Source organism: Kluyvera huaxiensis, from assembly GCF_040149365.1.
Lineage (GTDB): Bacteria > Pseudomonadota > Gammaproteobacteria > Enterobacterales > Enterobacteriaceae > Kluyvera > Kluyvera intermedia_A.
Genome location: NZ_JBEFLV010000016.1, coordinates 82740 through 108966, shown reverse-complemented (window position 1 = coordinate 108966; position 26227 = coordinate 82740). Strand labels below are relative to the sequence as shown.

Sequence of the window (26227 nt, the reverse complement as noted above, 5' to 3'; positions counted from 1 at the left end):
TAATCACTTCACCCTACAGTTGGTGGGTTTTATTACGCCTAATGATAATGTATTTTTATTCACAAATACTGCATGAATATTGATACTATCACGACCCGAGGTGTGTCAACAATGAAAAACAATTTACCCCCATTTATCGAGATTTACCGTGCGTTGATCGCCACCCCGTCCATCAGCGCAACCGAAGAAGCGCTCGATCAGAGCAATGCGTCTTTAATCACTCTGCTCGCCGATTGGTTCGCCTCTTTAGGCTTCCAGGTTGAGGTGCAGCCGGTCCCTGGTACCCGCAATAAATTCAACCTGCTCGCCAGCACCGGTCAAGGTGCGGGCGGTCTGTTACTCGCCGGACATACCGATACCGTCCCCTTCGACGACGGCCGTTGGACCCGCGATCCCTTCACCCTCACCGAACATGACAACAAGCTCTACGGTTTGGGTACCGCCGATATGAAAGGTTTCTTTGCATTTATCCTCGACGCTCTGCGTGATGTCGATGTGACGACGCTGAAAAAACCGCTCTACATCCTGGCGACTGCCGACGAAGAGACCAGTATGGCCGGCGCGCGCTACTTTGCCGAATCCACCGAGCTGCGCCCGGACTGCGCAATTATCGGCGAGCCGACATCGCTACAACCGGTACGCGCCCATAAAGGCCATATGTCTAATGCTATTCGCGTGCTCGGCCAGTCCGGCCACTCCAGCGATCCGGCGCGCGGCGTGAACGCCATTGAAATCATGCACGACGCCATTGGCCGGGTGATGCAGCTGCGCGATTCGCTGAAAGAGCGTTATCACTATGACGCCTTCACCGTACCGTACCCGACGCTCAACCTGGGTAGCCTCCACGGCGGCGACGCTTCTAACCGTATTTGCGCCTGCTGTGAGCTGCATATGGATATTCGCCCACTCCCGGGCATGACGCTCAACGACCTTAACGGCCTGCTGGATGAAGCGCTGGAACCGGTTAGTGCCCAGTGGCCTGGCCGTTTGACCATCAGCGAACTGCATCCGCCGATTCCGGGTTATGAATGCCCGCCGGATCACCAGCTGGTTGAAGTGCTGGAAAAACTGCTCGGCACCAAAACTGAAGTCGTTAACTACTGCACCGAAGCACCGTTTATTCAGAACCTGTGCCCGACCATCGTCTTAGGTCCTGGCTCAATTAACCAGGCGCACCAGCCGGACGAGTACCTGGAAACCCGCTTTATCAAACCGACACGCGAATTAATTTCTCAGGTCGTCCATCACTTCTGTTGGCATTAATCTGTGTTGCCCGGTGGCCGAAGGTTCCCGGGCAACACAGCGCGCAGCCCGCCCCCCACTCGCCTTCACAGCATCGTCTATTCCCGCGATCTCGTTCACATTTTCATAAGCATTTCTTATCTGGCAGGAAGCAAATTAAATTTCGTAAATTGCCGCGATTTATTCGTTTGCTGAAGCGATTTCGCAGCAATTGACGTACGGGTTTTTACGTGGCTTTATAAAAGAGGTGTCTTTATCTCGCCCTTCCGTTCCGAGGCCGGGATATAACAAAATAAAATGAGATGGGGTGTCTGGGTTAATGAACGAACAATATTCCGCGTTGCGTAGTAATGTCAGTATGCTCGGTAAAGTGCTAGGCGATACCATCAAGGATGCGCTTGGTGAGAACATTCTTGACCGTGTAGAAACGATCCGTAAGTTGTCCAAATCTTCTCGTGCGGGCAACGAAGCCAATCGCCAGGAGCTGCTCAGCACGCTGCAGAACCTGTCCAACGATGAGCTGCTACCGGTCGCCCGTGCGTTTAGCCAATTCCTGAATCTGGCCAACACCGCCGAGCAATATCACAGCATTTCGCCAAAAGGCGAAGCGGCGAGCAACCCGGAAGTGATTGCCCGTACTCTGCGTAAACTCAAAGACCAACCCGATCTCAACGAAACCACCATTAAACAGGCAGTTGAATCCCTGTCGCTGGAGCTGGTGCTAACCGCGCACCCGACCGAAATCACGCGTCGTACGCTGATCCACAAGATGGGCGAAATCAACAACTGCTTAAAACAGCTCGATAATACCGATATTGCCGACTACGAACGCAACCAAGTGATGCGCCGTTTGCGCCAGCTGATTGCCCAGTCCTGGCATACCGATGAAATTCGTAAACATCGCCCAAGCCCGGTTGACGAAGCCAAGTGGGGCTTTGCGGTGGTCGAAAACAGCCTGTGGGAAGGCGTTCCCAACTACCTGCGCGAGCTGAACGAACAGCTGGAAGAAAACCTCGGCTATAAACTGCCGGTCGACTTTGTGCCGGTGCGCTTCACTTCCTGGATGGGCGGTGACCGCGACGGCAACCCGAACGTGACGGCCGAAATTACCCGCCACGTGCTGTTACTGAGCCGCTGGAAAGCCACCGATCTGTTCCTGAAAGATGTCCAGGTGCTGATTTCTGAGCTGTCGATGGTTGAATGTACCGACGAGCTACGCGAGCTGGTGGGTGAAGCAGGCGCGACCGAACCGTACCGCTACCTGATGAAAACCCTGCGCGGCCAATTGATGGCGACCCAAGCCTGGCTGGAAGCACGTCTGAAAGGCCAACGTCTGCCAAAACCGGCCGGTCTGATTAGCCAGAACGAGCAGCTGTGGGAACCGCTATACGCTTGCTATAAATCGCTGCAGGCCTGCGGGATGAGCATCATCGCCAACGGCGAACTGCTCGATACCCTGCGCCGCGTGAAATGTTTTGGCGTACCGCTGGTACGTATCGACGTGCGTCAGGAAAGCACTCGCCACACCGAAGCGCTGGGCGAGCTGACCCGTTATCTGGGTATCGGCGACTATGAAAGCTGGTCAGAAGCCGACAAACAGGCCTTCCTGATCCGCGAACTGAATTCTAAACGCCCGCTGCTGCCACGTAGCTGGGAACCAAGCAACGACACCCGCGAAGTGCTCAACACCTGCAAAGCGATTGTTGATGCTCCGCAGGGTTCGGTTGCCGCCTACGTCATCTCAATGGCGAAGACGCCGTCCGACGTGCTGGCCGTACATCTTCTGCTCAAAGAAGCGGGTATCCCGTTTGCGCTGCCGGTTGCTCCGCTGTTTGAAACGCTGGACGACTTGAATAACGCCGACGACGTGATGACGCAGCTGCTGAGCATCGACTGGTATCGCGGCTTTATTCAGGGCAAACAGATGGTCATGATTGGCTATTCTGACTCGGCAAAAGATGCGGGCGTAATGGCCGCGTCCTGGGCGCAATACCAGGCACAGGATGCGCTGATCAAAACCTGCGAGAAAGCCGGCATTGAGCTGACGCTGTTCCACGGGCGCGGCGGTTCCATCGGCCGTGGCGGCGCACCCGCTCACGCCGCGCTGCTGTCCCAGCCTCCGGGAAGCCTGAAAGGTGGTCTACGCGTCACCGAGCAGGGCGAGATGATCCGCTTTAAATACGGCCTGCCGGAAGTCACCGTCAGCAGCCTGTCGCTGTACACCAGCGCCATTCTGGAAGCCAACCTGCTGCCACCGCCGGAACCGAAGGAAGAGTGGCGCGGCATCATGGACGAGCTGTCGGATATCTCCTGCGAGATGTACCGTGGCTATGTGCGTGAAAACAAAGATTTCGTCCCTTACTTCCGTTCCGCTACGCCGGAGCAGGAGCTGGGTAAACTGCCTCTGGGTTCTCGTCCGGCAAAACGTCGTCCAACCGGTGGCGTGGAGTCTCTGCGCGCCATTCCGTGGATCTTCGCCTGGACCCAGAACCGCCTGATGCTGCCAGCCTGGCTGGGTGCCGGTGCCGCGCTGCAAAAAGTGGTCGAAGACGGTAAACAGAGCAAGCTGGAAACCATGTGCCGTGACTGGCCGTTCTTCTCTACCCGTCTGGGCATGCTGGAGATGGTTTATTCGAAGGCCGACCTGTGGCTGGCGGAATACTACGATCAGCGTCTGGTGAAACCGGAACTGTGGGCGCTGGGTACCGAACTGCGCGACCTGCTGGAAGCCGACATCAAAGTAGTGCTCGATATCGCCAACGATGCACACCTGATGGCCGACCTGCCGTGGATTGCCGAATCTATCCAACTGCGTAACATCTACACCGACCCGCTGAACGTTCTGCAGGCCGAACTGCTGCACCGTTCACGTAAAGCGGAAGAAGAAGGCCAGGAGCCGGACCCTAACGTTGAGCAAGCGCTGATGGTCACTATCGCGGGCGTTGCCGCCGGTATGCGTAACACCGGTTAATCATTCACACCGTCCCCGTACGCAGTAATACCATGGGGACAGTGAAGCCAGCAGCAAAAGGCCACATTCTTTGTGGCCTTTTTTTATACCCTCGGTTAAGGTTTCTACGTTGTAAAAAACGACAGGGAGCCTCATGTTTTTCGACATCAACCCACTGCTTTCCCACATTGCCTCAGGCACCACCCCGCTGCAAAAAATATGGTTTGCTGTAGACCATATACCTGCGCCGGAGATGGCATTTCAGGTCGATTTTCCGCGCCTGGAGATTGTGCTTTCGGGGCAACTAGCGGACGCCGGGCTTCATGGTGACGAGGTACGAATGAATGGGCTGGATGCGCTATATGTCCCGGCTGGCGGCTGGAACTATCCGCTATGGGATCAGCCCGCCACCACCCTGAGCATACTGTTTGGAAAGCAACAGCTAGGATTTAGCGTTCAACAGTGGGATGGAAGCCAGTTAAGAAACGTCTCGAAGCAACACGTTGCGCGCCGTGGGCCGCGAGTGGGCTCATTCCTGCTGCAAACCATGGGCGAGATTCAAATGCAGCCGCAGGATCAACAAACCGCCCGGCTGACTGCCAGCAGCCTGATTAGCCACTGCGCCGACCTACTCAGCAGCCAAATCCAGACCTCTTCGCGCAGTCAGGCGCTGTTTGATGCTATCCGTGAATACATCGATACCCACTTTGCCGAGCCATTAACCCGAGAATCGGTGGCACAGGCGTTCTATATCTCACCCAACTATCTGTCACATCTGTTCCAGAAAAACGGAATTATGGGATTTAACGAGTATCTCAACCACACCCGCCTGGAGCACGCCAGAAGGCTGTTGAAAGGGTATGACCTGAAGGTAAAAGAGATTGCTCATGCCTGTGGCTTTGTCGACAGCAACTACTTCTGCCGGCTGTTTCGCAAAAATACCGATCGCTCGCCGTCCGAGTATCGCCGCCAGTATCACAGCCAACTCACTATGGCAGAATGATATGCGTGTGCTGCGGCGCGGATAGCAGTTTACGCACCGCACTCATGACCTTCTGCGGCTCACGCAAAAAAGCGCTGATTCCAGACTGTACGTAGCGACTCTGGATAAAGCGGTCTGCACCATTGAGCTCAATATCGGTAATCAATAACACCGCATCCGCCCGACGGATATCCTCTTCAGTTAGCGCGTTTTCAATCCCCAGCGCCCCCTGGGTCTCAATTTTTATGCTCCACTTTTCCTGCTGGCAGAGTTTTTCCAGACGTTCAGCCGCCATATAGGTATGAGCGACCCCGCTTACGCAGGCCGTTACCGCCACTAACATTCGTCCGCTCGTTGCCGTCATCGTCCTCTCCTTGCAGAAAACACACGTAGGCGGGCGCAAATAATCTATTTCGCGCCCACCTGTAATGTATGTTGATGATATCGAAGCTCGTCTTAAGCGCTCTGCGATAAGTGTGCCTCAATCTTATTCATAATAGCGTCGGCACGTTTAACCGCATCGCTAATATTTACCCGCACAATCGTTTTGCCCGCGAAACGCTCTTCAAACTTGATGCCGATATCTTTGGTCAGAATCACCATGTCAGCGGCCGCCACGTCGCTTGCCGTCAGCTCATTTTCCTGACCAATCGACCCCTGCGTTTCGACCTTGACGTGCCAGCCTTTCGATTTTGCCGCGCTCTCCAGCGCTTCCGCTGCCATATAGGTATGTGCCACGCCGGAAGGACAAGCCGTTACCGCAATAATATTGGTCATAATCTTCACCTTCTTAATCAGTTAATTTCGAAATCCAGATCCAGGTCGTCTTCTTTTTCGACGGCCACTTTTTTGTTCTTCCGCGCCAGACTTTTCAGCAGGTTGACGCTCACGGCGGTCACCACCGCACCCACGACGATTGCCAACAGATAACCCAACTTGCCTTCCACCACCGGCAGGACAATCAAACCGCCCCATCCGGCGTAGCACTGTGCCCCCATCAGCGCGGCGGTCACGGCACCGCACACCGAGCCCAGCATAATGGATGGGATCACACGCAGCGGGTCAGCGGCGGCGAAGGGAATCGCCCCTTCGGTCACGCCGACGCAGCCCATCACCAACGCGGCTTTCCCGGCTTCGCGCTCTTCGTTGTTGAAGTTTTTACGATTAATCAGCGTGGCTAATCCCAGCCCCAGCGGCGGCACGCAGATACCCACGGCGGCGATTGCCACCACGGTATAAACACCCTGAGAGACGCAGATCAGCATGAAGGCGTAGGCCACTTTATTCACCGGGCCGCCCATATCGAACGCCAGCATCAGCCCCATAATCACCGCCAGCACCACGATGCTGCCGGCTTGCATCCCTTGCAGCCAGTGGGTCAGGCCGCTGGTCAGCATGCCGACCGGCTCCCCCAGCCCCCACATCATGATGCCTGCGGTAATCAGCGTGCCGATAATCGGGATAACGAAAATCGGCATCACCGAGCGCAGGACTTTATGCACCGGGATTTTCTTCAGATAGTAGACGACGATACCGCCGATAATCCCGGCGATCAGAGCGCCAAAGAAGCCGGCACCGAAGCTATTGCCCACCCACGCGCCAATCGCGCAGGGTGCCAGCGCGGAGCGCTCGGCGATGGAGTAGCCAATGTAGGCGGCGAGGAATGGAACCATCAGCGTCAGGCCCGCGACGCCAATATCGAACAGCTTTTTCAGGTTGGGATCGGTGGCGGCATCCGGGACAGCGCCCTTTCCGTACAGCATGACGGAGACCGCCAGTAAGATACCCCCTGCTACGACAAACGGGATCATGTGCGACACCCCCGTCATCAAATGCTGACGGGTATTTCTGAGTATTTGCACTAATTCTTTCATCAGTCGCTCCTGGGCTTTATGAGCCCATGTCTATTAAGGTGTTGTGGCAAACAATAGGCAATTGGCGGCGGGACAGACAGTGGACAAAAAGTGCATTTACTGGATTTTTGTAATGTCAGCAGAAAAATGCGAGCGACCTCTAAAGTTGGTATTAACTGCGTCTTTATAAGCAGAGAATGCAACGTGTGAGGTCGCTCGCATTTTCTAGTGAACCATACATTTGTCCAGTTTTTGACATAAATGTCAGATAGCCGTGCCGATAACAAGCCCCCTATTCTGTTACCCATATCGAATGATTTGGGAGATAGGGTTATGACGTTGGTTGTTGAATTTGTCTGCGAATTACCGAATGGCGTGCACGCCCGTCCTGCCAGCCATGTCGAAACGCTGTGCAACACGTTTAGCTGCGAGATTGAATGGCATAACCTGCGTACGAACCGTAAGGGCAACGCTAAAAGCGCGCTGGCGATTATCGGCACCGACACGCTGGCGGGCGATAGCTGCCAGCTGCTGATAAGCGGTGCTGATGAGCAAGCCGCCCATCAACACCTCGCCGTATGGCTCAAGGAAGAATTCCCGCTGTGCGACGCTCCGTTGGCACAGGCGGCCAGCGTAGAGCAAGAGGCGCTGCCAGAATCCTTAACCCGTTTAAACCCCACGATTTTTCGCGCTCAGTCGGTCTGTAGCGGCAGCGCAGGCGGTGTGCTAACGCCTCTTGCCGCACTGGACTTCAACAACCTCGGCGAACTGCCGCCAGCAAAAAACCCGGAGCACGAGCAATCCGCTCTCGATAGCGGCTTAACCATGCTGGTCAAAACGCTGGAGCTGCGCCTGCTGGAAAACGACAGTACCGCCAGCGCGATTCTTGAAGCGCACCGCTCGCTGGCCACCGACACCACGCTGCGCCAGCATTTGTTGGCCGGTGTGAACGGCGGCCTAAGCTGCGCACAAGCCGTCATCGAGAGTACCCGTCATTTCTGCGACGAATTTGCCCGCTCCAGCAGCAGCTATTTGCAGGAACGCGCGCTTGATATGCGCGACGTGGGCTTCCAGCTGCTACAGCATATTTATGGCGAGCAGCGCTTTCCGGCGCCAGGACAGCTCACTCAGCCGTCTATCTGCGTCGCCGAAGAGTTAACCCCAAGCCAGTTTCTTGAGCTGGATAAAACGCTGCTCAAAGGTCTGCTGTTGGAAAGCGGCGGGACGACCTCACATACCGTCATCCTCGCCCGCTCCTTTAATATTCCGACGCTTGTAGGCGTGGATATTTCAGCACTTACGCCGTGGCAGAATCAGACAGTCTATCTCGACGGTAACGCCGGTGCGGTGGTTGTTGCGCCAACCGAAGCCGTTACCCGCTATTACCAGCAAGAGGCGCGCGTGCAAGCGGCGATTCGTGAGCAGCAAAGCGAGTGGCTACACAAAGAAGCGCGCAGCGCCGATGGCATTCGCCTTGAGGTGGCCGCCAATATTGCTCATTCAGTGGAATCCCAGACGGCGTTTGGCAACGGTGCAGAAGCGGTAGGTCTGTTCCGCACTGAAATGCTCTATATGGATCGCACCAGCGAGCCAAGTGAAAGCGAGCTGTACAACATTTTTTGTCAGGCGCTGGAATCCGCTGACGGGCGCAGCATTATTATCCGAACCATGGATATCGGCGGCGACAAGCCGGTGGACTACCTCAATATTCCGGCAGAAAACAATCCGTTCCTCGGCTACCGCGCGGTACGTATTTATGAAGAGTACTCGCAGCTTTTCACCACTCAGCTACGGGCAGTCCTGCGCGCCTCGGCGCACGGCAGCCTGAAAATAATGATCCCGATGATCTCCTCAATGGAAGAGATCCTCTGGGTTAAAGAGAAAGTGGCCGAAGCCAAACAGCAGCTCCGCAGCGAGCACGTGGCGTTTGATGAGCGCATTCCGCTGGGCATCATGCTGGAAGTGCCGTCGGTGATGTTTATCATCGACCAGTGCTGCGAAGAGATTGATTTCTTTAGCATCGGTAGCAATGACCTGACGCAATACCTGCTGGCGGTGGACCGTGACAACGCCAAGGTGACCCGCCATTACAACAGCCTGAACCCGGCCTTCCTGCGCGCACTCGATTTCGCCGTGCAGGCGGTGCACCGTCAGGGGAAATGGATTGGCCTGTGCGGCGAACTGGGAGCAAAAGGCTCGGTGCTGCCGCTGTTGGTGGGCCTGGGGCTGGATGAAATCAGCATGAGCGCACCGTCGATTCCCGCAACCAAAGCTCGTCTGGCGCAGCTCGACAGCCGCGCCTGCCGCCAGTTACTCAACCAGGCCATGGCCTGTCGCACCTCACTTGAAGTAGAGCATCTGCTGGCCCAGTTCCGCATGAGTCAACAGGACGCACCGCTGATTACCCCGCGCTGCATCTCGCTGGATAACGACTGGCGCAGCAAAGAAGAGGTGATCAAAGGAATGACCGATAACCTGCTGCTCGCAGGGCGCTGCCGCTACCCGCGCAAGCTGGAAGCCGATTTATGGGCGCGTGAAGCGGTGTTCTCCACCGGGCTGGGCTTTAGCTTTGCCATTCCGCACAGCAAGTCCGAACATATCGAACAATCGACCATCAGCGTTGCCCGGCTGCCCGCCCCCGTCGCCTGGGGCGATGAAGAAGCGCAGTTCATTATTATGCTGACGCTCAACAAACATGCCGCTGGCGATCAGCACATGCGCATTTTCTCGCGCCTGGCGCGTCGCATCATGCATGCCGAATTCCGCAACTCACTGGTTAACGCCGACTCTACCGACGCCATTGCCAGCCTGCTGCAACACGAACTGGAACTTTAAGAGGAAATAACATGGAACTGTATCTGGATACCGCTAATGTGCAGGAAGTTGAACGTCTGGCCCGTATTTTCCCGATTGCCGGTGTGACCACCAACCCGAGCATTATCGCCGCCAGCCGCGAGTCTATCTGGGATGTGCTGCCGCGCCTGAAACACGTCATCGGTGAAAACGGCACGCTGTTTGCCCAGACCATGAGCCGCGATGCCGACGGCATGGTCGCCGACGCCCGCAAACTCCATGACGCTATTCCCGGCATTGTGGTCAAGGTTCCGGTGACAGCAGAAGGGCTGGCGGCAATCAAACAGCTTAAAAAAGAGGGAATTACCACACTGGGCACCGCCGTATACAGCGCCTCACAGGGCTTACTGGCAGCACTCGCCGGCGCGAAGTACGTAGCCCCTTACGTCAACCGCGTTGATGCCCAGGGCGGCGACGGTATTCGCATGGTACAGGAGCTGCAGTCTCTGCTGGAACTGCACGCACCTGACAGCAAAGTCCTGGCGGCCAGCTTTAAAACGCCTCGCCAGGCGCTGGACTGTTTATTAACAGGATGTGAAGCCATCACCCTTCCTTTAGATGTAGCGCAACAAATGCTCGGCACGCCCGCGGTAGAGTCAGCTATAGAGAAGTTCGAGCAAGACTGGAAAAACGCATTCGGAAATCTAAACCTGTAGGGGAGAAATGTATGGATCGCATTATTCAATCACCAGGTAAGTATATTCAGGGCGCCGACGTCATCACGCGTCTTGGCGATTACCTCACGCCAATGGCTAACAGCTGGCTGGTCGTCGGCGACAAGTTTGTGCTGGGATTTGCTGAAGAGAAACTGCGCAAAAGCCTGACCGGCGCGGGCCTGTCGGTCGAAATCGCCCCGTTTGGCGGCGAATGTTCGCAAAACGAAATCAACCGTCTGCAGGATGTGGCGAATAGCGCCAAATGCAGCGCCATTTTAGGCATCGGCGGTGGGAAAACGCTGGATACCGCCAAAGCGCTGGCCCATTTTATGAATCTGCCGGTCGCCATTGTGCCGACCATCGCTTCCACCGATGCCCCTTGCAGCGCGCTCTCCGTGCTCTATACCGATGACGGCGAATTTGATCGCTACCTGATGCTGCCGCATAACCCAAACATGGTTATCGTCGACACCAAAATTGTTGCCGGTGCCCCAGCCCGTCTGCTGGCTGCCGGGATTGGCGATGCGCTGGCCACCTGGTTTGAAGCTCGCGCTTGCTCGCGCAGCGGAGCCACCACCATGGCCGGAGGCCAATGCACTCAGGCCGCGCTAGCGTTAGCGGAACTGTGCTACAACACGCTGATTGAAGAAGGCGAAAAAGCGATGCTGGCCGCCGAGCAGCACGTGGTCACCCCGGCACTGGAGCGTATTATCGAGGCCAACACCTACCTGAGCGGCGTTGGTTTTGAAAGCGGCGGTCTGGCAGCGGCGCATGCTATTCACAACGGCATGACGGCAATCCCGGACGCACACCACTTCTATCACGGCGAAAAAGTCGCGTTTGGTACGCTGACTCAGCTGGTTCTGGAAAACGCTTCGGTAGAAGAGATTGAAACCGTTGCCGCACTGTGCCACAGCGTTGGCTTGCCAATTACCCTGGCACAGCTGGATATCAAAGAGGATATCCCGGCGAAAATGCGTCTGGTGGCGGAAGCCGCCTGCGCGGAAGGTGAAACTATTCACAACATGCCTGGCGGCGCCGATCCTGACCGCGTTTACGCGGCGCTGCTGGTTGCCGACCAGTATGGGCAGCGTTTCCTGCACGAGTGGGAATAATTTTCCCCTCACCGCACAAACAAAAATCCCCGCATTCGCGGGGATTTTTTTATCTCGTTTTAACCCTTACAGCAGGTCAAAACGATCCAGGTTCATCACTTTTACCCAAGCCGCCACGAAGTCTTTCACAAACTTCTCTTTCGCATCGCTGGAAGCATAAACTTCCGCCAGCGCGCGCAGTACGGCGTTGGAGCCGAAGACCAGATCAGCACGAGTCGCGGTGTATTTCACTTCACCACTGGCGCGATCGCGGCCTTCGAACAGCTCTGAAGAGGCATCGGTCGCTTTCCACTCGGTGCGCATATCCAGCAGATTGCTAAAGAAATCGGTGCTGAGTACGCCCACGTTGTCGGTCAGAACACCGTGCTGGCTTTCATCAAAGTTCGCGCCCAGCACGCGCAGACCGCCTACCAACACCGTCATTTCCGGTGCAGTCAGCGTCAACAGCTGTGCTTTATCAATCAACAGAGATTCGGTCGTCGCTTCGCCCGGTGCTGCGCGATAGTTACGGAAACCATCGGCAATCGGTTTGAGCAGTTCAAACATCTCGATATCGGTCTGATCCTGACGCGCATCTACGCGGCCCGGAGCAAATGGCACCTTGATGTTCACGCCAGCCGCCTGCGCCGCCTTCTCGACGCCAACAACGCCTGCCAGCACGATGATATCGGCCAGTGATGCTTTGTGCGCCGACTTATAGATGCCTTCCAGCACCGGCAGAACACGCGCCGCCGTGGCGTTAACGTCCCAGCCTCTCTGCGGAGCCAGCGCCAGACGAGCGCCGTTCGCGCCGCCGCGTTTGTCACCGCCGCGGAAGGTGGAAGCCGAAGCCCAGGCCACGGAAACCAACTCGCTTACGGTCAAGCCAGAAGCCGCAATCTCAGCCTTCAGGCTTTCGATATCATCAGCGGATGGCTGGAAGAACGGATGCGGCAGCGGATCCTGCCAAATCAGATCTTCTTTTGGTACTTCCGGGCCGATGTAGCGCGCTTTTGGCCCCATATCACGGTGGGTCAGTTTGAACCACGCGCGGGCAAAAGCTTCGTTAAAGGCCTGCGGGTCGTTAAGGAAACGACGAGAAATCTTCTCGAAGTCCGGATCGAAGCGCAGCGTCAGGTCAGTCACCAACATGGTTGGTTTACGTTTTTTCGACGGGTCGAACGGATCGGGGATCAGGTCCGGTGCATCAACCGCTTCGAACTGGATTGCGCCAGCCGGGCTGCGGGTCTGCACCCATTCGTATTTGAACAGGTTCTCGAAGAAGTAGTTGCTCCACTGGGTTGGCGTCTGTGTCCAGACCACTTCCAAACCAGAGGTAATGGCGTCCGCGCCAGCGCCGCTGCCGAAGCTGTTTGCCCAGCCGAGGCCCTGCGACTCAATTGGCGCAGCTTCCGGGTCAGCCCCAACATGCGTAGCTTCCGCCGCGCCGTGGGTTTTACCCAATGTATGACCACCAGCGATCAGCGCTACGGTCTCTTCGTCGTCCATCCCCATGTTACCGAAGGTGGCGCGAATCGCCGCCGCCGCTGACAGCGGTTCACCGCTGGCGTTTGGCCCTTCCGGGTTCACGTAGATGAGGCCCATTTCAGTAGCTGCTAGCGGACGTTTCGCCAGCTCTTCTGGGTCTCGGTGCGCCAGCCAGGCTTTTTCATCGCCCCAGTTGACGTCCAGATCCGGCTCCCACACATCTTCACGACCGGCACCGAAGCCGAAGGTACGGAAGCCGGAGTTTTCCAGCGCCACGTTACCCGCGAGGATATACAGGTCAGCCCAGGAAATTTTCTGGCCGTATTTTTGTTTGATTGGCCACAGCAGACGGCGCGCCTTATCCAGGCTCACGTTGTCCGGCCAGGAGTTCAGCGGGGCGAAACGTTGCTGACCACGGCCAGCGCCACCACGACCATCCAGTGAACGGTAGGTGCCCGCACCGTGCCATGCCATGCGGATAAACAACCCTACGTAGCTGCCCCAGTCGGCTGGCCACCAGGATTGGGAATCGGTTAACAACGCGCGGATATCACCTTTTAACGCGGAGTAGTCCAGTTTGCTGAATTCTTTGCGGTAATCGAAATCCTCACCCAGCGGGTTGGATCGATTGGAATGCTGATTAAGAAGATCGACGCGGAGCTGCTTCGGCCACCAGTCTTTGCTACTGGTGCCAGCGCCTGCGCTCTGATCGTGCCCACCACCGTGGTGGAAAGGACATTTACCTGCGTTCTGGGTATCGTCTGGCGTGCTCATCACTATGCTCCCTTACAGTATTTATCATTAAGATATACACCCCTGCTGATAAGTTATAGCTGAAATGGCCCACGGATTTGATAGTTAATTCCTCTTATTTTTCCCTTGTCAGAGAGGAATTTCTGCGCAGGTCAGCCTTATCCTTACATATTGCGCGGTAATCTACTGTGATCGATAGGGAAAATTGATAATAACCCACGAAAAATGTAAGGAATTACTTAATCCTCAGCGGTGCTGCGTAGCTGAGAAGCCCGCTTTTTAAGGCTAACAATCGCCAATGCGCAGACAATCAGCACAATACCGCAGCTTTCCAGGCTGCCTGGCTTTTCACCTAATAGCCACCAGGAAAACAGTACGCCAAAGACCGGTACGGCCAGCGTACTCAGGCTAGCAATGCTAGCGGGAAGATTACGCAGAACATATAGCCAGAGACTCCAGGCCAATGCCGTCGCCAGGATAGCGCTATAGCCTAACGCCCAGAAGACGCCCGGCTGCCAGTCGATAGGTCGTTGTGGCACCAGTAGCGCCACCACGCTCATCACCAGCGCAGCATAGAGCATTTGCCAACTGGTCAGCGCCAGCAGATCGAGCCCTGGGTGGCGCTGATACAGGCGTTTAGCGACAATCGCGCTCGCCCCCCAACTGATGCCGGAGAGAATCGCCAGCAGCGCGCTTTTCAGCGAAGTCAGGTCAAGCTGCCACGGCTGCATAACCAAACATAGCCCCACCGCCGCCACGCCAATCGCGCCATATTGCAGCCGACGCATGCGTTCGCCGAGAAACAGCGCCGCCATAATCACCACCCAAAACGGCATGGTGTAGGTGAGGATAGCCACCTTGCCCGCACCGCCGCTCATCAGCGCCCACTGGGCGAGCCCAATCATGCCGCAGGTTTGCAGTAAGGCGATAGCCAGCGTGTAGCCAAAGGGCGTAGGTCGCATACCGCGACCGCGAAGAAATAACACGATAAACAACAAAATTGCGCCAAAAATACAGCGAAGTGCAGTGAAGTCGAAGGCGCCAATGTAGAGCGTCACCTGTTTCATCGCAATCCAGCTGTAGCTCCAGATAAGCGTCAGCGCGAGCAGGCCGACAAGCGCCAGCGGATTGCTTTTCCCTTCGGTAGACATGGTGGGTCCGTAACAGTGATGTGATGACCGTTACTATACTGCGCAAAAGCCCTGTACAAACAGGGCTTTTGTCCGGAATTGTCCGCTGGCATATCGTTTGCCGGGCAGTTCAATATTGCTGGCCGGATACCCTCCGGCAGATGATTACGCCGGGCGTACACCCAGCGTATGGCAGATGGCATAGCTCATTTCCGCGCGGTTCAGGGTGTAGAAGTGGAAATCTTTCACCCCTTCACGGCTGAGAATTTTCACCATATCCATGGCGATATTAGCACCCACCAGCTTGCGGGTTTCGGCATCATCATCCAGACCGTTGAACATCTGCGACATCCAGGAAGGAATGCGCACATTGGTCATGTCGGCAAATTTCTTCGCCTGCTTGAAGTTCGATACCGGCAGAATACCGGGGATAATTTCAACATCGATACCAGCGGTCACGCAGCGGTCGCGAAAACGCAGGTAGCTTTCGACATCGAAGAAGAACTGGGTGATCGCGCGGTTTGCCCCGGCGTCCACTTTACGTTTCAGGTTGAGCAGGTCGGCCTGAGCGCTTTTCGCTTCCGGATGCACTTCCGGATAAGCGGCAACGGAGATATCAAAATCCGCGACGTCTTTTAGCAGCGTCACCAGGTCGGCAGCATACATGTCCGGCTTGCCGCTGCCCGGCGGCAGATCGCCACGCAGGGCCACAATGTGGCGAATGCCATTGTTCCAGTAGTCCTGGGCGATAGCGCGCAGTTCATCACGGCTGGCGTCAATGCAGGTCAGGTGCGGCACGGCTTCCAGACCGGTACGGTCTTTAATGCCTTTAATAATGCTGTGCGTACGGTCGCGTTCACCGGAATTTGCGCCGTAAGTTACCGAAACAAATTTCGGCTTCAGGCTGCTTAGGCGATCGATAGAGTTCCACAGGGTTTGCTCCATTTCACTGGTGCGCGGCGGGAAAAACTCAAAGGAAACGTTAATCTGCCCAACTTCGGCCAGACTCTGGTTCAGCGCTTCCCGCTGGTTGGCGTGAAAAAAGCTCATACCTTACCTCATCAATCGCGTGTCATTATTGTTGTGTTGTGAACATCTATCCGTTTAGACGTCTGGATGTAAAAATGCCGCAAAAGGCGACGGGCGTCAATAGAAAGATCGGTTTAAAAAGTGAGTAATACTCAGCGAAGGTGAAATTAATTCATCTGCCCGCGCATTACGCCATTTACCGTCAACTCCCTGCACTCCATTTTGCTAACAACCTCACTTTTTATACGCAATTAAAATTGCGATGTACATCGCATATTCCTTAAACATCGTCGGTCTGCACCAAAATTCTATTGCAGACGTTAATGGGTTGTTTCACGATAAGTAGAACGTTCTACTAAAACGTTATACTCACTATAAACAGGGTTAAGAAAAGCACGCGCGCAGAGGCGGCTATTCGGGGGAAATCAGTATGAGTCTGATATCGAGTGTTATTAAATCGCTTTCTAAACTGTCGATGATTGGTCGCGCGCTGATGCTGCCAATCTCGCTGCTGCCTGCGGCCGGTCTGCTGTTGGCGTTCGGGGATAAATTTCATCTGCCGCTGATGATGAACGCAGGCGGGATTATTTTCGACAACCTGCCGATGCTGTTCGCTATCGGTTCCGCGGTTGGGCTGGCTTCTGAGTCCGGAATCGCCGCGCTATCAGCGGCCGTTTCGGTCTTTGTCACCAACATCACCATCAGTACGGTTCTCAGCATTACCCCTGAAATGGCGGGGCAAGGCGGGAAATACGCGATGGTGGTTGGTATTCCAACGCTGCAGATGGGCGTCTTTGGCGGCCTGATCTGCGGTATCCTTGCCGCCTGGTGCTATAACCGCTTCCATAAAATGCAGCTGCCGGAGTTCCTCGGCTTCTTCTCCGGCAAGCGCTTTGTCGCCATCGCTACCGCCCTGCTGTCGTTTGTGCTCGGGCTGATTCTGCCGTACATCTGGCAGCATATTCAGGCGGGCATCGATGCGCTGTCGGTTATCATCAACGGTGATAATCAGGCGGCGTCGACCTTTATCTTCGGCCTGGTTGAACGTGCGCTGATCCCGCTAGGGCTTCACCATATCTGGTACCCGTCGTTCTGGTACTCGTTTGGCGATTACACCACCCATGCAGGCCAGGTCATTCATGGCGACCAGACTATCTGGTTCAAAATGCTGGAAGAGGGAGTGAAATCCTTTAGCAGCGATACCTACCAGGACGCCGGTAAGTTCATGCAGGGGGAATTCCCGCTGATGCTGTTCGCGCTGCCTGCTGCCTGTCTGGCGATGTACCACGAAGCGCATACCAAGAATAAGAAAATCGCTGCCGGTATTCTGTTCTCCGCCGCGCTGACCTGCTTCCTGACGGGGATCACCGAGCCGGTAGAGTTCACCTTTATCTTTGTCGCGCCGATTCTCTACGTCTTTAACGCCATTATGGCTGGCCTCTCTTACATGGTGATGTACCTGCTGCATGCGCACATTGCCAAGTCGTTCTCCGCCGGGCTTATCGACTACATCTCGTTCGGTATCCTGCCGTCGTTTAACGGTTATCAGACCAACTTCCTCAACGCCATTATCGTTGGCGTGCCGATGGGGCTGATTTACTACTTCACCTTCCGCTTTGTGATCCGCCGTTTCGACGTCAAAACGCCGGGCCGCACGGAAACCACGGTAACCGCCAATGACAAGAGTGACACCGAGCTGGCCACCGATATCATCGGCCTGCTGGGCGGCGAGCAAAACATCGCTTCCGTGGGTTCCTGCATCACGCGACTGCGTCTTGAGGTTGAAGACAAAAAAGCGGTGGATAAGGACGGTTTGAATAATATCGGCGCACGCGGTGTTGTTTTCGTCGGCGATAACGGTATTCAGGTGATATTTGGCGCGCGAGCGCAATTTATCGCGCAAACCATGTCGACGATGATTGGCAAATAATCATAAGATTAGAGGCGGTTGAAGGTTCCCGTCCCTGATGGGAACCTTCTTGTTTTTTGTGGATTGGTGAGACGGCTCAGGGAGCGATTTTGAAGAAGGTCAGCATAATTGATGTCGCAAAAAGGGCAGGCGTCTCGGTCTCTACCGTGTCGCTGGTGCTTCGCCAGAAAGGCAAAATCTCCGATGCGACTATCGAAAAAGTGCAGGCTGCCATCAATGAGCTGGGCTATGTTCACAATATTGCCGCCGCTAACCTTCGCGCCAACACCTCCAATCTGATTGGCCTGATCTTAAGAGACTTTAGCGACAGCTTCTCCATCAAAGTGATGGCCAGCATTGTTCAGGAGCTGGAGTCGCAGGGCTTTATGGTTTTTCTTGGTCAGCCGCTCAACGAACATGAACATCTTGAACGCTGCCTGCTGTCGTTTAAACAACAGGGCGTCGCCGGGGTTATTTATCTGGCATCGGATGTAAACCGCGACACGCTTCCGGCGCAAATACGCCAGTGCCCACTGCCGTTGGTGGTGGTGTCGCAATCACCGATCAAAGAAGCCTGCAACCTGGTGCTGCGCGATAACCAACAGGCGGCAAGCCTTGCCACTCGTTATCTTATCGAGCGCGGACATCGTTACATCGCCTATCTGGGCGGGCAGAACAACAACCTGATTCGCCAGCAGCGACTGGAGGGTTTTCGCAACACCCTCACCCGCTACGGCATTACGCCGCGTGAAGAGTTCACCCCGGCCTGCGGCGATGATACCCACGCAGCCAGCCTCGCGACGCGTCAGCTGTTGGAAAACAATAACGCCATCACCGCCGTGCTGTGCCATTCACCGGATGCGATGATCGGCTGTATTGATGGGATTCATAAAGTGGGTCGCACCGTGGGGAAAGACGTGTTTCTGACCCAGCAGGTGGCGCTGATTGGCTTTGAGGATATGCTGCACATTAACCTCACGTCACCGGCGTTCAGCTATGTCTCCTCGGCCAGCGAAGAGACCGGTCGCCAGGCGGCGACGCTGATTATCCGTAAACTCAAAGAGCCGGCGCTACAAAGCCAGTCCATCACGCTTTCCGGGCAGTTGATAGCGCGCGAATCGGCTTAAATCAGGTCTGCCAGCCAGCGCAAACGTGATTCGTTCTCTGCCAGCATCACTAACCCTGATTGGATACATAGCGTACCGCTACTGAGCGGACGAAAAACCACGCCCTGCCGCTGTATCGCGGCAAATGACGCCGGAAACAGGCTCAATCCATCGCCACGGGCAATGCGCGCCAGCAGCACGTCGTGCTCCAGCGGCTCTTCAATACAGGTTGGCGCGTAACCCGCCTGGCGAAAGATATCCCGCGTGTAGTCAAAGAATGCCGGATTACGCTGACGCTGAAACCAAAACAGCGGCCTTGCGTTAAGTGCGCTTAACGCCAGCGAATCGACGTCAGCCTCCGGCCAGTGGGCAGGCAACGCGGCAATCAGCGGCTCCTGCAAAGCCAGCGGGATCACGGTTAAGCCTGCGCTCTCCAGCGGCAACGCCACCAGCGCCACGTCCAGTTTCCCCCGCCGTACCTGACGCGCCAGCTCCGGCGAACCGTGGCGCACAATATTCAATGCCTCAATTCGCACTGCAAGATGCTGTTCCAGCGCCATAAACACGCCCTGTTCAAAGGCCGTGGTCAACCCCAAACGCAGCGACTGTGTGCCAGTTTGCGCGAGCTTGCCGAGCGCGGCGTAGGTTTTATCCTGCTGCGCCAGCAGCGGGCGAATAATCTCCAGCACCCGCAGCCCTTCATCGGTGAGCATCAACCCTTTGGTATGGCGAACAAATAGCGTCAGCCCCAGCCGTTCTTCGAGCTGGCGAATATGGCGGCTGAGCGGAGGCTGCGACATAAACAGTCGCTGCGCAGCGCGGCTCATGTTGTTCTCCTCCGCCACCACGGCGAAGTAGCGCAGCAGACGAATATCCAGAGAGTGAAGTGCGGAAGTAGTCATACCTAAAAGGTATCACGGAATCGGTATTATCCAAAGCTATCTGCGCGCCCTATCCTCACGCCATTCCCCCCTATCAACGAGGAACGAACCATGCCTTCAGAACGCTTTATTACCGGTCAGAAAATGTTGCAACAGGTTGATGGCAAAGGCGGCGATGCGGTCGTCGAAAGCTTAAAAGATATTGCTCCGGACTTTGCGCGCTATCTGCTGGAGTTTCCGTTTGGTGATATTTACGCGCGTCCGGGTCTGGATTTACGCAGCCGTGAAATTGCCACCGTCGCCGCGCTCACCGCGATGGGCACCGCGACACCGCAGCTCAAGGTGCATATTGCCGCCGCGCTGCACGTGGGGTTAACCCAGGAAGAAATTATCGAAGTGATTATGCAAATGGCGGTTTACGCCGGATTCCCAGCCGCATTGAACGGGCTGTTTGCGGCGAAAGAGGTGTTTGCAAAGCAGTAGAAAGCGCTTATCCGGCCTGCGGATGATGTGCAGGCCGGATAAGAAGAGGAGAATTACAGCAGCTGCGCCAGACGGTTGATATCCGACTGAATTGCCCCGGCGGTAACATCGCGACCGGCACCCGGCCCACGGATAACCAACGGGTTATCGCGATACCAGCGGCTTTCGATAGCAAACACGTTATCGCACGGCAGTAATGCCGCCAGCGGATGCTCTTGACGCACGGCTTCCACGCCAACACGCGCTTTGCCGTTGGCGTCAAAACGCGCCACGTAGCGCAGCACCAGTCCCATTTCCTGAGCCGCTTCCAGACGCTGGAGCATTTGCTCGTTGAGCTCATCACCGTTTTCAAAGAAATGGTCGATGGAGCCATCTTCACAGTGCGCAGGAACCAGAGACTCAACGCGCACCTGATCCGGCTCGATGTCGTAGCCCGCTTCGCGCGCCAGAATCACCAGTTTACGCATCACGTCTTTACCGGAAAGGTCAACGCGCGGGTCCGGTTCGGTCAGCCCTTGCTGCCACGCCTGATCGACCAAATCGGTGAACGGCACGCTGCCATCAAACTGCAGGAACAGCCAGGAAAGTGTACCGGAGAAAATACCGCTGATGGCCAGAATGCTATCGCCGCTGTCGATAAGATCGCGCACGGTATGGTTCACCGGCAGGCCTGCACCAACGGTGGCGTTATACAGCCAGTGGCGGCCCGTTTTTTCAAACGCGTCGTGAATCTGACGGTATTTATCGCTGCTGCTGGCCCCGGCCAGTTTGTTGGCGCTGATTACGTGGAAACCATGGCTGGCGAAATCCAGATACTGATCGGCCAGCTGTTCGCTGGCGGTAATATCCAGCACCACTAAATCGTCATACGGGTGGGCGCGCATCCACAGGAATAATGATTCTTCATCCTGTTCAACCGCCTCATCATCGAAGAAGGCCAGCGCACGGCTAGCATCAAGCCCTTCGTAGCTCAGCAGGCTGCGGCGACTATCCACCACCCCCGCCAGCACAAATTCAAAACCGGTACGCGCCGAGAGCGTACCCTGCTCGCGAGCAAACAGCTCCAGCCAGCGGGAGCCGATATTGCCTTTGCCAAACAGCACCAGACCAATGCGTTTTTCCGCGCGGAACAGCGACTGGTGCAGCCCCTGAATCAGACTTTCGGTTGGGCCTGCGCGCAACACGGCGACCAGGCTGATGCCCTCTTCCGACTGCCAGGTGAACTCAACCGGTTGGCCTTTCAGCTGCTGCCAGAAACGGTGGCAGTGCAGCGGGTTACGGGTGACGCCCGCCCCAACCATCGCCACCAGCGCTAGCCCCTGACGCAGGCGCAGTTCGCCCGGTAGACCGGCTTCATCAAGAATTTTCAGCGCGCTGTCGGCGACTTCCGAGGTGTAGCAGAACTGCAGCAACTGGTGATCGGCATGAATGCCCACCGCCAGCGGGCGGATCTGCGCACGCTTAAGTAACTGGTCAATTTCTTTGTACGCCAGCTTAAAGTCCTGGCTGGCAGGAACGCGAAACTCAATCAGGCAGACGTCGTCGTGGCTGGTGACGATGCGTGCGCCGGTACCGGAGGCCAGCACGCGCTCAATGCGCGTTGAGCCTTGATCCGGCGTGTAGCTACAGCGTAATTGCAGGTCGATGTCGCTACCGGAAACCGGCTGTAGCGTACGGGTGTGCAGTACCGGTGCCGCCAGACGCGCCAGCTCGCTGGCTTCGTCCAGGCGCAGCAGCGGCAGCAGACAGGCATCTTTGACTTTACGCGGGTCGGCGCTGTAAACACCGGCGACGTCGCTCCAGATGGTCACGCGGGAAACACCCGCCAGCGCACCGATTTGCGTGGCCGAGTAGTCAGAACCGTTACGCCCCAGCAGTACGGTTTCACCAGCGTTACTACGGCTGATAAAACCGGTGACCACCAGACGTTTACCCGGATGTTGAGCCAGCAGTTGCTGCAACAGCGGGTAAGACAAGCCTTCGTCGACCTGCGGCTGGGCGCTGCGTTCTGCGCGTAAGAAGGCGCGCGCGTCGAGCCAGGCGGCGTCAATATTTTGTAACTTCAGGACTTCCGCCATCAGACGCGCCGACCATATTTCACCGTGGCCGACCACTTCCGCATACACTGCATCGTTGACGCCCGCATCCAGCAGCCCGGCCAAACGCTCCAGGTCGTGGATAAAATCGGCAATCATGCCGTCAGCAATGTCTGCCGGTAACAGGCCGCTAATCAGATCCGACTGATAGCGGCGCAGCGCCTGCTGAACCTGATGCGCAGAGAGGCGATCGGTCTGACTGAGCTTCAGCCAGTTGATCAGCTGGTTGGTGGTGCTACCGGCGGCGGAAACCACCATCATATCGCCGGGCTGCGAGTACTCGGCCATAATACCGGCAACGCGCAGGTAACACTTCACATCCGCCAGACTACTCCCACCAAATTTATGCAGCTGACGCTCTTTCGCCCCTGCCTGCGCAATCACACTCATGTTTACCCCTCGGCTGCGATCCGGAATCCATTTTCCAGATCGGCAATTAAGTCTTCACTATCTTCAATACCGGTTGAGATACGCAATAGCGTCTCAGAAATACCTGCGGCGGCGCGCGCTTCTGGCGCCATACCGGCGTGCGTCATGGTGGCCGCATGAGAGATCAGGCTCTCTACGCCACCCAGCGATTCTGCCAGCGTGAACAGCGACAGCCCGCTCAGGAAACGACGCAATGTTTGCTCATCGCCACCCAGTTCAAAGCTCAGCATCGCACCAAAACCCTTCTGCTGACGCGCGGCAATTTCATGCCCCTGGTTTTCCGGCAGAGAAGGATGATACAGCTTTTTCACCAGCGGCTGTGTTTTCAGGAAGTCGACAATGGCATAAGCGTTACGTTGCGCCACTTCCATACGTGGAGAGAGCGTACGCAGGCCGCGCAGCAAAAGGTAGCTGTCGAACGCGCTGCCGGTGACGCCGATATTATTCGCCCACCATGCCAGTTCTGTGACGGTATCCGGATCTTTTGCAATCACTACGCCTGCGACCACGTCGGAGTGGCCGTTCAGGTATTTGGTGCAGGAGTGCAGCACCAGGTCAGCACCTAACGCCAGCGGATTTTGCAGCGCCGGGCTCAGGAAGGTGTTGTCCACCACGCTCACCGCTCCGGCCTCGCGTGCCAGCTCGCAGATTTTGGCGATATCGACCACGCGCAGCAGCGGGTTGCTTGGACTTTCGACTAACACCAGCTTCGGTTTTTCCGCCAGTGCCGCTTTCAGCGCCGCTTCATTGCCCTGATCGACAAACAGCACGCGATAGCAGCCACGTTTTGCCAGGCTGTCAAACAGACGGTAGCTGCCGCCGTAGCAGTCATGCGGAGCCACCAGCAGGTCGCCCGGCTTCAGGAATACGGTAGTCACCAGGTGAATCGCCGACATCCCCGTATTGGTCATCACGGCACCTGCGCCCCCTTCCAGCTCGGCCAGCGCCCGCTGAACGACATCGCGCGTCGGATTCCCGCGACGAGAGTAATCATGCGCACGCGGTTCATTAAAACCGGTAAAATTGTAGGTGCTGGAAAGGTGGATAGGCGGGACAACACAACCATACTGCTCGTCGTCATTTAAACCGCTACGCACTGCTATGGTGGCCTGTTTACGGGTCATGAGGATTCGTTCCTGGCAAGGTCTGTGAAAAGTCAGACCCCAGAGTAAACATAGTTTACATAGCCGTCAATACATCTAGACTTCTAAACTTCTTTGCGTATAGATTGAGCTATTGGCAAATAGCCGTTAAAATTATATGCATTAGCGCACATCTGCGAAGGCTTAACTCGTGCCAGAACGGGGCCTGTACGGTAAACTGCGCGCGATCATGGTCGTGAATCGGCCTGTTAACTAATGACTAGAGGATTAAAGGTATCTCATGGCTGAATGGAGCGGCGAATATATCAGCCCATACGCTGAGCACGGTAAGAAGAGTGAGCAAGTAAAAAAAATTACGGTTTCCATTCCTCTGAAGGTGTTGAAGATCCTCACCGATGAACGCACGCGTCGTCAGGTCAACAACCTGCGTCACGCCACCAACAGCGAATTGCTGTGTGAAGCGTTCCTGCATGCTTTTACCGGTCAACCGTTGCCTAACGATGAAGACCTGCGTAAAGAGCGCAGCGATGAAATTCCAGAAGCAGCGAAAGTGATTATGCGTGAGCTGGGGATTGACCCGGAGACGTGGGAATATTAATCCCATAAAAGCCGGGAAGCGCCTGCGTTTCCCGGCTTTTTCGTTTTCAGGGTGAGCTTATTTTATCTCATACTCCGGTAGCAGTTGGACTGCCCACAAACTGCGCCACCACATCACCCGATGCCTAACTATTTCCTCGTTATTTATCCAAAGGCCAGTAGCCGCCAGAATTCAGCGTTGCAGTGCCATGGTTGGCAAACATGCAGAGCTGGCGCTGATCGTCTTGCGGATAGATACGGCTGCTCAAGCAAGCATCACCGTCATTAACAAAGACCTCAACGGAAGAGCGGTCGATAAAAATCCGCAATGAAAGACGATCGGTGGCAGGCAGCGGCACGCTGCGGCTCCCCTCCAACATCAGCTGAGGGTAGCGGCGCTCCAGCACCAGCCGTTGCGCCTGCGCATCAACATAGATTCGTAAGCCATCCCCCAGCGCGATACCGTAGCATTCAGCGCTTGCGTTGCCGGTATCCCATACCAGTTCCAGCTCAATAGCCTCTGCATCGTCGATAATCGGCGCAGATTGGTTCTTTAAATGCTGCGCCAACAAGGGGTAATAACTCCCACGTAGCGTCGCGACTTCTTCTGCGGGCGTCATTCTTAAACGATTGTCAGCACCCAGGCGGATTTCACGCGGCAAGGAGAGCATTCCCGCCCAGCCATCACGTTGTTCCGGCATCGGTGATTCCCACATATCCAGCCAGCCTATAACAATCCGTCGACCATCCGGCGTCAGGAAACTCTGCGGCGCATAGAAATCATGGCCGTGATCCATTTCGATAAATTCACCGTCAGGCACAAACGGCTGCCTTGGCTGCCAGTCGCCAACCAAATAGCCGCTCTGGAAAAGATTGCGATTGCGATAGCCCTCCGCCGCCATTCCCTGCGGCGAAAACATCAATACCCGTTTGCCGTCGAGCATAAAGAAGTCCGGGCATTCCCACATAAAGCCCATCCCCTCTTTTGCTTCGGCGAGGATCCCTTCATCCTGCCAATCCCGGAGGTCACGCGAACGATACAGTCGAACCTGACCGGTATCGCCAACCCGCGAACCGACAACCAGGTACCAATCATCCCCCTCGCGCCAGACCTTCGGATCGCGGAAGTGGTGCAAACCCGCAGGGGTATCAATGACCTGTCCCTGGCGTTCAAAGTGGATGCCGTCCCGGCTGGTCGCCAGGCACTGCACCTGATAGAGATTGTCATCACTGCTGGGATCGCCATGAAATTTATGCCCGGTGTAGATTAGTGCGAGCGTATCGCCATCCACCACCGCTGAACCGGAAAAGCAGCCGTCTTTATCCTCAGGCCCTTCTGGTGCAAGCGCCACCGGCAGATGTTCCCAGTGCACCAGATCCTGGCTGCGGGCATGCCCCCAGTGCATCGGCCCCCATTTTGTTGAGTAGGGATGATGCTGATAAAACGCGTGATACCAGCCATCGAACCAGACCAGACCATTGGGATCATTCATCCATCCGGCCCGGGGCGCGAGGTGATAGCGCGGATACCACCGCGGATTCAGCGCCTCACGTCGGGTCTGCAGTTCCTGTTCAGCTTTGGCAATTGAGAAGGTCATAGTCATTACTCTTTAT

At 56.0% G+C, this 26227-nt stretch carries 20 protein-coding genes; 10 read left to right on the top strand and 10 right to left on the bottom strand.

Annotated features, from left to right (window positions below):
- Positions 1-111: 111 nt before the first annotated feature.
- From argE to ABOC97_RS16665, 3 genes are all read left to right on the top strand, one after another.
- Positions 112-1263, top strand: a complete 1152-nt coding sequence (gene argE, locus ABOC97_RS16675) for an acetylornithine deacetylase (protein ID WP_349599863.1) — start codon at positions 112-114, stop codon at positions 1261-1263.
- A 298-nt stretch (positions 1264-1561) separates the two neighbouring features.
- On the top strand, positions 1562-4213 hold the full coding sequence (gene ppc, locus ABOC97_RS16670) for a phosphoenolpyruvate carboxylase (protein ID WP_234507816.1): 2652 nt from the start codon (positions 1562-1564) through the stop codon (positions 4211-4213).
- 133 nt (positions 4214-4346) lie between these two features.
- Positions 4347-5195: a helix-turn-helix transcriptional regulator gene (locus tag ABOC97_RS16665; protein ID WP_349599860.1), complete on the top strand. Its 849-nt coding sequence runs from the start codon at positions 4347-4349 to the stop codon at positions 5193-5195.
- Here ABOC97_RS16665 and ABOC97_RS16660 read toward each other — a convergent pair.
- The 3 genes from ABOC97_RS16660 to ABOC97_RS16650 form a co-directional block, all read right to left on the bottom strand.
- Positions 5182-5538: a PTS fructose-like transporter subunit IIB gene (locus ABOC97_RS16660; protein WP_349599857.1), complete on the bottom strand. Its 357-nt coding sequence runs from the start codon at positions 5536-5538 to the stop codon at positions 5182-5184. The two genes, ABOC97_RS16665 and ABOC97_RS16660, sit on opposite strands and share 14 nt — an antisense overlap.
- Positions 5539-5630: 92 nt before the next feature.
- Positions 5631-5951, bottom strand: coding sequence for a PTS fructose-like transporter subunit IIB (locus ABOC97_RS16655; protein WP_349599854.1), 321 nt, complete (start codon positions 5949-5951; stop codon positions 5631-5633).
- A 17-nt stretch (positions 5952-5968) separates the two neighbouring features.
- Positions 5969-7048, bottom strand: a complete 1080-nt coding sequence (locus ABOC97_RS16650) for a PTS fructose transporter subunit EIIC (protein ID WP_349599851.1) — start codon at positions 7046-7048, stop codon at positions 5969-5971.
- A gap of 312 nt (positions 7049-7360) precedes the next feature.
- Here ABOC97_RS16650 and ptsP point away from each other — a divergent pair, with 312 nt between their 5' ends.
- Genes ptsP through gldA form a run of 3 tightly spaced genes read left to right on the top strand, consistent with a single transcriptional unit; the run spans position 7361 to position 11651 of the window.
- Complete coding sequence (ptsP, locus tag ABOC97_RS16645; protein WP_349599849.1) at positions 7361-9862, top strand: phosphoenolpyruvate--protein phosphotransferase; 2502 nt, start codon at positions 7361-7363, stop codon at positions 9860-9862.
- Positions 9863-9873: 11 nt separating this feature from the next.
- Entirely contained in the window at positions 9874-10536 is a 663-nt protein-coding gene (fsa, locus tag ABOC97_RS16640; RefSeq protein WP_349599846.1) for a fructose-6-phosphate aldolase, read from the top strand.
- 11 nt (positions 10537-10547) lie between these two features.
- Entirely contained in the window at positions 10548-11651 is a 1104-nt protein-coding gene (gene gldA / locus ABOC97_RS16635) for a bifunctional L-1,2-propanediol dehydrogenase/glycerol dehydrogenase (RefSeq protein ID WP_349599843.1), read from the top strand.
- A gap of 66 nt (positions 11652-11717) precedes the next feature.
- Here gldA and katG read toward each other — a convergent pair whose 3' ends face one another.
- The 3 genes from katG to metF all read right to left on the bottom strand — a co-directional run bounded on the left by katG (position 11718) and on the right by metF (position 16051).
- Entirely contained in the window at positions 11718-13892 is a 2175-nt protein-coding gene (gene katG / locus ABOC97_RS16630) for a catalase/peroxidase HPI (protein WP_234507831.1), read from the bottom strand.
- Positions 13893-14110: 218 nt separating this feature from the next.
- On the bottom strand, positions 14111-15022 hold the full coding sequence (locus tag ABOC97_RS16625; RefSeq protein ID WP_349599840.1) for a DMT family transporter: 912 nt from the start codon (positions 15020-15022) through the stop codon (positions 14111-14113).
- Positions 15023-15166: 144 nt separating this feature from the next.
- Complete coding sequence (gene metF / locus ABOC97_RS16620) at positions 15167-16051, bottom strand: methylenetetrahydrofolate reductase (RefSeq protein ID WP_166517128.1); 885 nt, start codon at positions 16049-16051, stop codon at positions 15167-15169.
- A 409-nt stretch (positions 16052-16460) separates the two neighbouring features.
- Between metF and ABOC97_RS16615 the strand changes: the two genes are divergently transcribed.
- Both ABOC97_RS16615 and malI read left to right on the top strand, forming a co-directional pair.
- Positions 16461-17960 (top strand): PTS transporter subunit EIIC, encoded by a 1500-nt coding sequence (locus tag ABOC97_RS16615; RefSeq protein WP_052284233.1) that lies wholly within the window; start codon positions 16461-16463, stop codon positions 17958-17960.
- Positions 17961-18049: 89 nt separating this feature from the next.
- A complete protein-coding gene (malI, locus tag ABOC97_RS16610; protein WP_349599836.1) occupies positions 18050-19066 on the top strand; it encodes a Mal regulon transcriptional regulator MalI in 1017 nt (338 codons plus the stop codon).
- On the opposite strand, the gene ABOC97_RS16605 is transcribed toward malI, so the two are convergent.
- The gene (locus ABOC97_RS16605) at positions 19063-19947 is read right to left on the bottom strand and encodes a LysR family transcriptional regulator (protein ID WP_349599833.1); all 885 of its coding nucleotides are present in this window, start codon (positions 19945-19947) and stop codon (positions 19063-19065) included. The genes malI and ABOC97_RS16605 overlap by 4 nt on opposite strands.
- Before the next feature lie 90 nt (positions 19948-20037).
- Here ABOC97_RS16605 and ABOC97_RS16600 point away from each other — a divergent pair, with 90 nt between their 5' ends.
- Positions 20038-20409: a carboxymuconolactone decarboxylase family protein gene (locus ABOC97_RS16600; protein WP_349599830.1), complete on the top strand. Its 372-nt coding sequence runs from the start codon at positions 20038-20040 to the stop codon at positions 20407-20409.
- 53 nt (positions 20410-20462) lie between these two features.
- Here the strand turns inward: ABOC97_RS16600 and ABOC97_RS16595 are convergent, their stop codons facing one another.
- Positions 20463-22895 (bottom strand): bifunctional aspartate kinase/homoserine dehydrogenase II, encoded by a 2433-nt coding sequence (locus ABOC97_RS16595; RefSeq protein ID WP_349599827.1) that lies wholly within the window; start codon positions 22893-22895, stop codon positions 20463-20465.
- A gap of 2 nt (positions 22896-22897) precedes the next feature.
- On the bottom strand, positions 22898-24058 hold the full coding sequence (metB, locus tag ABOC97_RS16590; protein WP_349599824.1) for a cystathionine gamma-synthase: 1161 nt from the start codon (positions 24056-24058) through the stop codon (positions 22898-22900).
- A gap of 259 nt (positions 24059-24317) precedes the next feature.
- Between metB and metJ the strand changes: the two genes are divergently transcribed.
- Positions 24318-24635: a met regulon transcriptional regulator MetJ gene (gene metJ / locus ABOC97_RS16585; protein WP_349599822.1), complete on the top strand. Its 318-nt coding sequence runs from the start codon at positions 24318-24320 to the stop codon at positions 24633-24635.
- A gap of 139 nt (positions 24636-24774) precedes the next feature.
- Here metJ and ABOC97_RS16580 read toward each other — a convergent pair whose 3' ends face one another.
- Complete coding sequence (locus ABOC97_RS16580; RefSeq protein WP_349599819.1) at positions 24775-26211, bottom strand: glycoside hydrolase family 32 protein; 1437 nt, start codon at positions 26209-26211, stop codon at positions 24775-24777.
- Between the last annotated feature and the right edge of the window lie 16 nt (positions 26212-26227).

Excerpts from the sequence above, each read along its gene's own strand:
- argE (WP_349599863.1), top strand. The coding sequence starts at position 112 with ATGAAAAACAATTTACCCCCATTTATCGAGATTTACCGTGCGTTGATC.
- ppc (WP_234507816.1), top strand. The coding sequence starts at position 1,562 with ATGAACGAACAATATTCCGCGTTGCGTAGTAATGTCAGTATGCTCGGT.
- ABOC97_RS16665 (WP_349599860.1), top strand. The coding sequence starts at position 4,347 with ATGTTTTTCGACATCAACCCACTGCTTTCCCACATTGCCTCAGGCACC.
- ABOC97_RS16660 (WP_349599857.1), bottom strand. The coding sequence starts at position 5,538 with ATGACGGCAACGAGCGGACGAATGTTAGTGGCGGTAACGGCCTGCGTA.
- ABOC97_RS16655 (WP_349599854.1), bottom strand. The coding sequence starts at position 5,951 with ATGACCAATATTATTGCGGTAACGGCTTGTCCTTCCGGCGTGGCACAT.
- ABOC97_RS16650 (WP_349599851.1), bottom strand. The coding sequence starts at position 7,048 with ATGAAAGAATTAGTGCAAATACTCAGAAATACCCGTCAGCATTTGATG.
- ptsP (WP_349599849.1), top strand. The coding sequence starts at position 7,361 with ATGACGTTGGTTGTTGAATTTGTCTGCGAATTACCGAATGGCGTGCAC.
- fsa (WP_349599846.1), top strand. The coding sequence starts at position 9,874 with ATGGAACTGTATCTGGATACCGCTAATGTGCAGGAAGTTGAACGTCTG.
- gldA (WP_349599843.1), top strand. The coding sequence starts at position 10,548 with ATGGATCGCATTATTCAATCACCAGGTAAGTATATTCAGGGCGCCGAC.
- katG (WP_234507831.1), bottom strand. The coding sequence starts at position 13,892 with ATGAGCACGCCAGACGATACCCAGAACGCAGGTAAATGTCCTTTCCAC.
- ABOC97_RS16625 (WP_349599840.1), bottom strand. The coding sequence starts at position 15,022 with ATGTCTACCGAAGGGAAAAGCAATCCGCTGGCGCTTGTCGGCCTGCTC.
- metF (WP_166517128.1), bottom strand. The coding sequence starts at position 16,051 with ATGAGCTTTTTTCACGCCAACCAGCGGGAAGCGCTGAACCAGAGTCTG.
- ABOC97_RS16615 (WP_052284233.1), top strand. The coding sequence starts at position 16,461 with ATGAGTCTGATATCGAGTGTTATTAAATCGCTTTCTAAACTGTCGATG.
- ABOC97_RS16605 (WP_349599833.1), bottom strand. The coding sequence starts at position 19,947 with ATGACTACTTCCGCACTTCACTCTCTGGATATTCGTCTGCTGCGCTAC.
- ABOC97_RS16600 (WP_349599830.1), top strand. The coding sequence starts at position 20,038 with ATGCCTTCAGAACGCTTTATTACCGGTCAGAAAATGTTGCAACAGGTT.
- ABOC97_RS16595 (WP_349599827.1), bottom strand. The coding sequence starts at position 22,895 with ATGAGTGTGATTGCGCAGGCAGGGGCGAAAGAGCGTCAGCTGCATAAA.
- metB (WP_349599824.1), bottom strand. The coding sequence starts at position 24,058 with ATGACCCGTAAACAGGCCACCATAGCAGTGCGTAGCGGTTTAAATGAC.
- metJ (WP_349599822.1), top strand. The coding sequence starts at position 24,318 with ATGGCTGAATGGAGCGGCGAATATATCAGCCCATACGCTGAGCACGGT.
- ABOC97_RS16580 (WP_349599819.1), bottom strand. The coding sequence starts at position 26,211 with ATGACCTTCTCAATTGCCAAAGCTGAACAGGAACTGCAGACCCGACGT.